A 7,679-nucleotide genomic window follows, 5' to 3' on the forward strand; every position below is an offset into this window, starting at 1 on the left:
GGCACACGCACCCTCTTGGTCAGACGCTGATCGTCGTCTCGGGCGCCGGCTGGCACCAGTGCGAGGGCGAGGCAAAGGAGACCATCCGCACCGGCGACATCGTCTTCTGCGAACCCAACCGCCGCCACTGGCACGGCGCCACGCCCGATGAGCCCATGGCCCACATCGCCCTCCAGGAAGCGCTCGACGGCCGGGTGGTGACGTGGATGGAGAAGGTCAGCGACGAGGAATATCTCGCGGGATCGACGGTTACGACTGACTGAGATCGTCGCCGTGACCGCCTTCCTCGGCCTGCGGGGTGATCCAGGTGATGAGGTCCCACTCGTTGCGGATGGCAAGGAGGAGGCCAAGCGTGATGACTGCCGCGAGGGAGGGACGAGCCCAGTGGGCATTGGTCCAGAAGGCAGAGGCGACCGCCGCGAACCCCACATAGACCGCCGACGGGAACACGCCGTAAAACCAGACGTCGGTCCACTGCACCTCCTTCAGCCGGGCGATGCCGATGGTCGACCTGATGCCGCGCCACAGGCCCCAGAGGGCGATGACTCCAATGATGATCGCAAAGTCAGGTGCATCGATCCCGGGCGCCAGCGCCGCTCCGCTCAAGGCCAGGAGGAAGCTCAGGCCAAGGACGATCGGCCCCATGTAGAGCTTGGCGCCGCCGAGCACTTGCGAGCGCGGCCGGTCCTGCATCAGGCTGATGACGACGAAGATGAGGCCGATCAGCACCGCCGCGGCGCCGCCGGCCATCAGGAAGAAATTCTCCCATCCGTCGAACATGCTCCCCCTTACCGCAGTTGCCGTCGAACCGGCAAAGGTTAGCAGCCGGCTGCCGGGAGGCCCGGTCCATGTGCCCCGCTTGTAATCAGATTTTCACTTGGCCGGGGTGTCGGGCAGCCTACACTGGCGGTCCCCAAGCCGAAGGGAGGACTGCCATGAAGAAGATCGTGCTCGCGCTGTCCGCGCTCAGCCTGCTGGCGGGCGCTGCGCCGTCACTGGCGGCAGCTTGCCGCGACAAGGCCGGCAAGTTCGTCAAATGCCCGCCCAAGCCGAAGCTCTGCCGCGACGCCAAGGGCCACTTCGCCAAGTGCAAGTGAAGCGCCGCTGACGCCGCCCGGGCCGGCGGCTTGCGGAGCGCCGGGCGACGCTCCGCCTGACCCGCGCTATTTGAGGGCCTTGGCCATGTTGAGATGCGCCGTGACGGTCGGGATCAGGCCCGACGCGAAGCTCTTGAGCTGGGCGTCGTCGCCGGATGCCGCATAGCCCTTCAGCGCATCGAGCGTCTTCTGGTGCGCCGTGACCTGTGCGGCGGCATAAGCGCTGTCGAACGCCGCGCCCTTCTGGTCCTTGAGGCCGGACAGCGCCGCGTCCTGGTCGGCGCTCAGCGTGTCGTCCGGGGTCATCGCCGGGCTCATGCCGGCAGCGATGCCCTTGAGCTTTGCGGTCGACTCGGTGTGGGCGCTGATCATCTTTGTCGCGAATTTCTTGACCGCGGCCGAGCTCGCCTGGCCGGCGGCGAGCTTGGAGCTTTCGATCTCGAAGCGGTCGCTTGCCGCCGCCGCATTGGCGAAGGACTGGGCTGTCAGCGGCTCTCCGGCCGGTGCCATGGCGTTCTCGTCCGCCATGCCGTTGGCGGCGGTCATGCCGTTATCGGTTACGGCGGCATTGTTGGCAGTCATGTCGTTGGTCGTGTCGTGCTTGCCGCAGGCCGCGACGGTCAGTGCCGTGCCGGCCAGCAGGATGGTCAGCCTCATGGTCATGCTTGCTCTCCTCGTCCTTCCTGCAGAACGAGCCGGCGGGTCCGGACGTTCCTGACAGGAGCCTTCCGGCATCAAGTTTCGTTGTTGTTCGAGGACCTCTAGGAGACCGACAATGAGCATCTTCGGCAGCATCATGAACAAGATTTTCCACCATTCGTCCGCCACACCCGCCCAGGGATCGACCGCTTCCGCACCTGTTCAGGCACCTGCAACCGGCAGCGGAGCAGGCGTTGCGACCGCGACCGCTCCTGCCCAGACCACAGCGCCGCAATCGGTCGACGTCGGCGCGGTGTTGAGCGAAATGGCCTCTGCCAAGGGCGGCGGTGGCAATTACCAGAGCTCGATCGTCGATCTGCTTAAGCTGCTCGATCTCGACTCCAGTCTCGACGCCCGCAAGCAGCTCGCCAACGAGCTCAACGTCCACACCGGCGCCGACGGCAGCGCGGAGGAGAATATCGCGCTTCACAAGGCGGTGATGGACAAGCTTGCCGAAAACGGCGGCGTCGTGCCGGACAGCCTGCGGCACTGATCCGTCTTAACCAGACCTGGTCACCAACTCGTAACCAATGGGCCGCAGAGCGGTCTCCGGCAGCGCCGCCTCGACTTTAGCGAGCTCGGGCGGCGCTGCCACCCCGCACGAATCGCGTCAGGCGTCGACAGACCTTTTCTGGTCAGAAGCGCCGGGCACCGGCTCGGCGGGATCGTTGCCGATCTTCATGACCCGGTTCTGATCGTCGACATGGACGACGCGGGGCTCGCGGTCCTTGAGCTCCGCCTCGTCATAAAGCGCATAGTTCATGATGATGACGAGGTCGCCCGGGTGCACGAGGTGCGCGGCGGCGCCGTTGATTCCGATGATTCCGCTCCCACGCGGCGCCGGGATCACATAGGTCTCCAGCCGTGCGCCGTTGGTGATGTCGACGATCGCCACCTGCTCGCCCTCGAGAAGGTCGGCGGCGTCGAGCAAGTCCGCATCGATCGTGACCGACCCGACATAGTGCAGGTCGGCCTGAGTGACCGTCGCCCGGTGAATCTTCGCCTTCATCATGATCCGCATCACTGGACCGGTTCCTCGTTCGGGGCGCCCTCAGGCGCTGGATATGTAGTGAGCCTAGCGGCGGGGACTAGGCCGCGACCTTCTGCAGCGCATCGCGGACGGCCTGGAGGGCGTCGGCGACCCTGGCGCCGTCGGGTCCACCGCCCTGGGCCATGTCGGGACGGCCGCCGCCGCCCTGCCCGCCAAGCGCCGCAACCGCCGCCTTGACGAGGTCGACCGCGCTGGCCTGGCCGGTGCGGTCATCGGTGACGCCGACGGCGACACTGGCACGGCCGTCGTTAACCGCGATCAGCGCGGCAACGCCCGAGCCGAGGCGCTGCTTCATGGCGTCGACCTCCGAGCGGAGGCTCTTGGGATCAAGGCCCTCCACCACCTGGCCGAGGAACTGGATCCCGTCGATATCCTCGGGCCCGGCAGGCTCCGTTTTGGACGCTCCGCCGCCCATCGCCAGCGCCTTTTTCGCATCGGCCAACTCCCGCTCGAGCCGGCGGCGTTCCTCGACCAGAGCGGCGATGCGAGCCGGCACTTCGTCAGGCGCGCTTTTCAGCGTTGCTGCGGCTTCGCGCAGCTTGGCCTCGCGGTCGCCGAGCCAGCGCCGTGCCGCCTCGCCAGTCAGGGCTTCGATGCGGCGAACCCCGGAGGAGACTGCGCTTTCCGAGACGATCTTGAGCAATTGGATATCGCCGAGCGCGCGGACGTGGGTGCCGCCGCACAGCTCGACCGAATAGTCGCTGTCCGTCAGCCGGCCCATCGAAAGCACGCGGACTTCGTCCCCGTACTTCTCACCGAAGAGCGCCATCGCCCCGGCAGCGATCGCCTCGTCCGGCGTCATCAGGCGCGTTGTGACGGCCTCGTTCGAGCGGATCTGCGCATTCACCTCGGCCTCGACCGTATCGATTTCCTCGCGGGTCAGCGCCTTCGGGTGCGAGAAGTCGAAGCGGAAATAATCGGGCGCGACCAGGCTGCCCTTCTGCGTGACATGCGTGCCGAGGTGCCGGCGAAGCGACGCGTGCAGCAGGTGCGTGGCGCTGTGGTTCGCACGGATGCGGTTGCGTCGCTCGCTGTGGACCTGCTGGTGGACGGTCTCACCCAACGACAGTTCGCCGGCGGAGACCTTGGTTCGGAGGACGTGCAACTTGCCGAGCGGCTTCGATGTCTCCTCGACCTCGCCGGCAAAGCCCTTGAGCGTGGTCAGCTTGCCGCTGTCACCCACCTGGCCGCCGCTCTCGCCGTAGAACGGGGTCTGGTTGAGCAGGAGGTCGACGGTGTCGCCGATTTCGGCGCGGTCTTCGCGCTGGCCGTCCTTGACGATCGCGAGCACCACGCCTTCCGCCTCGTCGCCGGCATAACCCGTGAACTCGGTCGCGCCATGCTCCTCCGCAAGGTCGAACCAGATGTCCTCGGACGCCTTGGCGCCGGAGCCCTTCCAGGCAGCGCGGGCGGCGGCCTTCTGCGCGGCCATCGCGGTGTCGAAGCCGGCTCGGTCTACGCCGAGTCCGCGGGCGCGAAGCGCGTCCTCAGTCAGATCGTAGGGAAAGCCGTAGGTGTCGTAGAGCTTGAACGCCGTCTCGCCGCCGAGCGTGCCGCCTTCGGGCAGCGACGACGTTGCCTCGTCGAGCAGGCGCAGGCCGTTGACGAGCGTCTGGCGGAAACGTGTTTCCTCCTGCTGCAGCGTCGCCTCGATCAGCGGCTGCGCGCGAACCAGCTCCGGGTAAGCGGCGCCCATCTCGGCGACCAGCGCCGGCACGAGCCGGTACATCAGCGGCTCCTTCGCCCCGAGCAGGTGCGCATGGCGCATGGCGCGGCGCATGATCCGGCGCAGGACATAGCCCCTGCCCTCGTTGGCCGGCAGAACGCCGTCGGAGACCAGGAAGCCGCTTGCCCGCAAATGGTCGGCGATGACGCGGTGGCTCGCCTGCTGCTCGCCGTCGGCCTTGGTCTGGGTCAGCGTTTCGCTCGCGGCGATCAGCGCCTTGAACGTGTCCGTGTCGTAATTGTCGTGGACGCCTTGAAGCACGGCCGCGATGCGTTCGAGGCCCATGCCCGTGTCGATGCTCTTCTTCGGCAGCTCGGAGACGATCTCGCCCGCCGCCTGCTCGTACTGCATGAAGACGAGGTTCCAGATCTCGACGAAGCGGTCGCCGTCCTCGTCCGGGCTGCCGGGCGGACCGCCGGGGATGTGCTCGCCGTGGTCGTAGAAAATCTCGGAGCAGGGGCCGCACGGACCGTCGTCGCCCATCGCCCAGAAATTGTCCTTGGTCGGGATGCGGATAATGCGGCTCTCGGGCAAGCCGCTGATCCTGCGCCACAGGTCAAAGGCTTCGTCGTCGGTATGGTAGACCGTCGCCGTCAGCCGGTCCGGGCTGATCCCCCATTCCTTCGTGATCAAGGTCCAGGCGAGTTCGATCGCGCGATCCTTGAAGTAATCGCCGAACGAGAAATTCCCGAGCATCTCGAAGAAGGTATGATGGCGCGCCGTGTAGCCGACATTGTCGAGGTCGTTATGCTTGCCGCCCGCGCGGACGCATTTCTGCGAGCTGCTGGCGGTCGAATAGGGCCGCGTCTCGAGGCCCGTGAAGACGTTCTTGAACGGTACCATGCCGGCGTTGACGAACATCAGCGTCGGATCGTTCTGCGGCACCAGGGGAGCCGACGGCACCCGCGCGTGACCGTTCCTCTCGAAATAGTCGAGGAAGGAGCGGCGGATGTCGTTCGTCGAGGTCATAGCCGCGATGTAAATGCTGTGCTGCACTGCGGCAAGGCGAGGGTTAGCCGGTCTGGTCCTCGATCCACCGAGCGATGGCATCGACCGCATGCTCCTGCTCGCACTCGGTGAGCGGGTGCCCAGCCGGAATGCCGTGCCATTTGGCCAGGCAGGTCCGGCAACAGGTCCCGGTTGCATGCTGAGCGATGAAGACCGGGTGCCCGCGCATCGGGGTCTGCCTGCCGTCGTTGAGCGGTTCGGCCGGAGCGAGGCGCTTGGCGATGAAATTGCGGGCATGCTCCAGCACTGTTCCGTGGCCACGCTCGGCGACGTAGGCGCGCTCCTTCGGCCCGAGCCGGAAGCGGCTCCGGAACGGTGAGCCGGCAAGTCGGACGAAGACGGTGTCGAGGTCGCGCATAGCTACCACAGTTGGGACTCTCGACGGCATTTGTCATCGCCGCTAGCAGTCGCGCATGGCTCGCCGACCCAAGTCTTCCATCCCCCGCTACAAGCGAAAGACCCGCAGGCCGCTTCTTCGGCGCATCGTCGGGTGGATCGTGAAGATCCTCGTCGCGCTGATCCTGCTCTCGGTCTTGTGGGTGCTCGCCTATCGCTTCGTGAACCCGCCGATCACCGCGACCATGATCTCGGACATGATCGCTGGTCGAGGCGCGCATCGCGAGTGGATGCCCATCGGCCAGGTCGACCGCGACATGGTGCGCGCAGCGATCGCGGCCGAGGATAGCAAGTTCTGCAGCCACAAGGGCTTCGACATGCACGCGATCGAGGACGCGATGAAGCGCAACGCCTCGGGAGGTCGAATCCGCGGTGGCTCGACGATCAGCCAGCAGACCGCGAAGAACGCGTTCCTTTGGCAGAACGGCGGCTACGCGCGGAAAGCTGCGGAGGCCTGGTTCACCTTCCTGATCGAGCATTTGTGGGGCAAGCGCCGGATCATGGAGGTATATCTCAACCTCGCCGAGACCGGCATCGGCACCTACGGCGTAAACGCCGGCTCGCAGCGCTACTACGGGCATGACGCGAGCGCGATGACGGCGCTGGAGGCCGCTCGAATTGCGGCGGTGCTGCCGCTGCCCAAGGAACGCGGAGCGATCGCGCCCAGGGGTTTCACTCGGCGCTACGGCAATACGATTGCCGCTCGCATCCCGATCGTTGCGCGCGATGGACTGGACTCCTGCCTCTACGCCGGCGCCGTGGCTGCGCCAAAGAAGGCGCCGCCACCAGTGGCGAAGGTGCCCCGCCCCCAGCCCGGCGCGGACTACGAGGCGTCCAGGACTGCGCCGCCGGTCGTCAACGCCGCGCCCCCGCCACCTCGGGCTCCGTCCGAGCCCGAGGTCGTCAACGAGCCCCAGCCAGCGCTCCCGAACCCGCCGGCAAGCGATAACAGTCTCCAATGACGCGGCGAATGGTGAGCCAAAAGCCCCGGCGACAGGAACGCGCGCGCTGCCCAAAGTGTTGATGCGCCGAACCCAGCCAGGAGAATAACAATGGCAACGCGCACCCAGAGCCGCTCGTCCAACCGCACCGGCAGTGGCCGCAGCTCGAGCAGCCGTGGCAGGAGCTCCGGCGGCAGCAGCTCGACCGAAAGCAACAACGACAGCAGCAGCGGCGGCGGCGGCAACAACCGCAGCGCCTTTTCTTGGGGCGACAACGCCGGGCCGCTGCTCGGCGCGGCGCTCGCCGGCGTCGCGATCGGCTTTGCTGCAAACTATGGCCGCAAGGCGCTGATGCAGGGCATGGAGTCGATGGCCGGCGATTGGGACGAGATCCTTGCCGCCGAGCATGACATGGCTCTCGCCGTCTTCGACAAGATGCTCGCGACGGACTCGACCCAGACATTCAAGCGCAAGATGCTCCTGATGAAGCTCACCCATGCGCTCGACAAGCACGCGCACCAGGAAGAGATGGTCGTCTACCCGGCGCTTCGCGATGCGAACGAGGCGGTCGATGCCGACCACCTTGAAGGCGAGCACGGCTACATCAAGACCTTCATCTACGAGCTGAACGAGATGGGCTCGGATTCGCCGGCCTGGCTCGACAAGGTGCGCGAGTTCCGCCAGCTCGTCGCGACTCACGCGCACATGGAGGAAGAACAGGTCTTCCCGCGCTTCAAGCAGGGTCTCAGCGAGGAGCAGAA

The 7,679-nt window shown here is 66.4% G+C and carries 9 protein-coding genes and 1 pseudogene; 5 read left to right on the forward strand and 5 right to left on the reverse strand.

All coding sequences use genetic code 11. From position 1 onward, the window contains the following. On the forward strand, positions 1-263 hold a 263-nt coding region (locus tag JOZ79_RS10260; protein WP_294073812.1), incomplete at its 5' end, for a cupin domain-containing protein. Here the strand turns inward: JOZ79_RS10260 and JOZ79_RS10265 are convergent. Then, positions 250-780, reverse strand: coding sequence for a hypothetical protein (locus tag JOZ79_RS10265; RefSeq protein WP_294073814.1), 531 nt, complete (start codon positions 778-780; stop codon positions 250-252). The genes JOZ79_RS10260 and JOZ79_RS10265 overlap by 14 nt on opposite strands. Before the next feature lie 155 nt (positions 781-935). On the opposite strand from JOZ79_RS10265, the gene JOZ79_RS10270 reads away from it, so the two are divergent. Further along, the gene (locus tag JOZ79_RS10270; protein WP_294073816.1) at positions 936-1,097 is read left to right on the forward strand and encodes a hypothetical protein; all 162 of its coding nucleotides are present in this window, start codon (positions 936-938) and stop codon (positions 1,095-1,097) included. 66 nt (positions 1,098-1,163) lie between these two features. Here JOZ79_RS10270 and JOZ79_RS10275 read toward each other — a convergent pair whose 3' ends face one another. Beyond that, positions 1,164-1,760 carry a DUF4142 domain-containing protein gene (locus tag JOZ79_RS10275; RefSeq protein ID WP_294073819.1) on the reverse strand — a complete coding sequence of 199 codons (597 nt, stop codon included), beginning with the start codon at positions 1,758-1,760 and terminating at the stop codon, positions 1,164-1,166. 112 nt (positions 1,761-1,872) lie between these two features. Here JOZ79_RS10275 and JOZ79_RS10280 point away from each other — a divergent pair, with 112 nt between their 5' ends. Continuing rightward, complete coding sequence (locus tag JOZ79_RS10280) at positions 1,873-2,289, forward strand: DUF3597 domain-containing protein (protein WP_294073821.1); 417 nt, start codon at positions 1,873-1,875, stop codon at positions 2,287-2,289. Positions 2,290-2,406: 117 nt separating this feature from the next. Here the strand turns inward: JOZ79_RS10280 and panD are convergent, their stop codons facing one another. From panD to JOZ79_RS10295, 3 genes are all read right to left on the reverse strand, one after another. Then, positions 2,407-2,817 carry an aspartate 1-decarboxylase gene (panD, locus tag JOZ79_RS10285; RefSeq protein ID WP_294073828.1) on the reverse strand — a complete coding sequence of 137 codons (411 nt, stop codon included), beginning with the start codon at positions 2,815-2,817 and terminating at the stop codon, positions 2,407-2,409. A 67-nt stretch (positions 2,818-2,884) separates the two neighbouring features. Then, positions 2,885-5,542, reverse strand: coding sequence for an alanine--tRNA ligase (gene alaS, locus JOZ79_RS10290; RefSeq protein ID WP_294073823.1), 2,658 nt, complete (start codon positions 5,540-5,542; stop codon positions 2,885-2,887). 43 nt (positions 5,543-5,585) lie between these two features. Continuing rightward, positions 5,586-5,939 carry a DUF4186 domain-containing protein gene (locus JOZ79_RS10295; RefSeq protein ID WP_294073825.1) on the reverse strand — a complete coding sequence of 118 codons (354 nt, stop codon included), beginning with the start codon at positions 5,937-5,939 and terminating at the stop codon, positions 5,586-5,588. 55 nt (positions 5,940-5,994) lie between these two features. On the opposite strand from JOZ79_RS10295, the pseudogene mtgA reads away from it, so the two are divergent. Together mtgA and JOZ79_RS10305 are read left to right on the forward strand one after the other, a co-directional pair. Then, positions 5,995-6,723: pseudogene (mtgA, locus tag JOZ79_RS10300) on the forward strand (monofunctional biosynthetic peptidoglycan transglycosylase); the annotation flags it as partial. A 306-nt stretch (positions 6,724-7,029) separates the two neighbouring features. Continuing rightward, on the forward strand, positions 7,030-7,679 hold a 650-nt coding region (locus JOZ79_RS10305), incomplete at its 3' end, for a hemerythrin domain-containing protein (RefSeq protein WP_294073826.1).

Origin of the sequence: Sphingomonas sp., from assembly GCF_019242355.1 — a bacterium.
Taxonomy (GTDB): Bacteria; Pseudomonadota; Alphaproteobacteria; order Sphingomonadales; family Sphingomonadaceae; genus Sphingomicrobium.

Excerpts from the sequence above, each read along its gene's own strand:
- JOZ79_RS10265 (WP_294073814.1), bottom strand. The coding sequence starts at position 780 with ATGTTCGACGGATGGGAGAATTTCTTCCTGATGGCCGGCGGCGCCGCG.
- JOZ79_RS10270 (WP_294073816.1), top strand. The coding sequence starts at position 936 with ATGAAGAAGATCGTGCTCGCGCTGTCCGCGCTCAGCCTGCTGGCGGGC.
- JOZ79_RS10280 (WP_294073821.1), top strand. The coding sequence starts at position 1,873 with ATGAGCATCTTCGGCAGCATCATGAACAAGATTTTCCACCATTCGTCC.
- alaS (WP_294073823.1), bottom strand. The coding sequence starts at position 5,542 with ATGACCTCGACGAACGACATCCGCCGCTCCTTCCTCGACTATTTCGAG.
- JOZ79_RS10275 (WP_294073819.1), bottom strand. The coding sequence starts at position 1,760 with ATGACCATGAGGCTGACCATCCTGCTGGCCGGCACGGCACTGACCGTC.
- JOZ79_RS10295 (WP_294073825.1), bottom strand. The coding sequence starts at position 5,939 with ATGCGCGACCTCGACACCGTCTTCGTCCGACTTGCCGGCTCACCGTTC.
- panD (WP_294073828.1), bottom strand. The coding sequence starts at position 2,817 with ATGCGGATCATGATGAAGGCGAAGATTCACCGGGCGACGGTCACTCAG.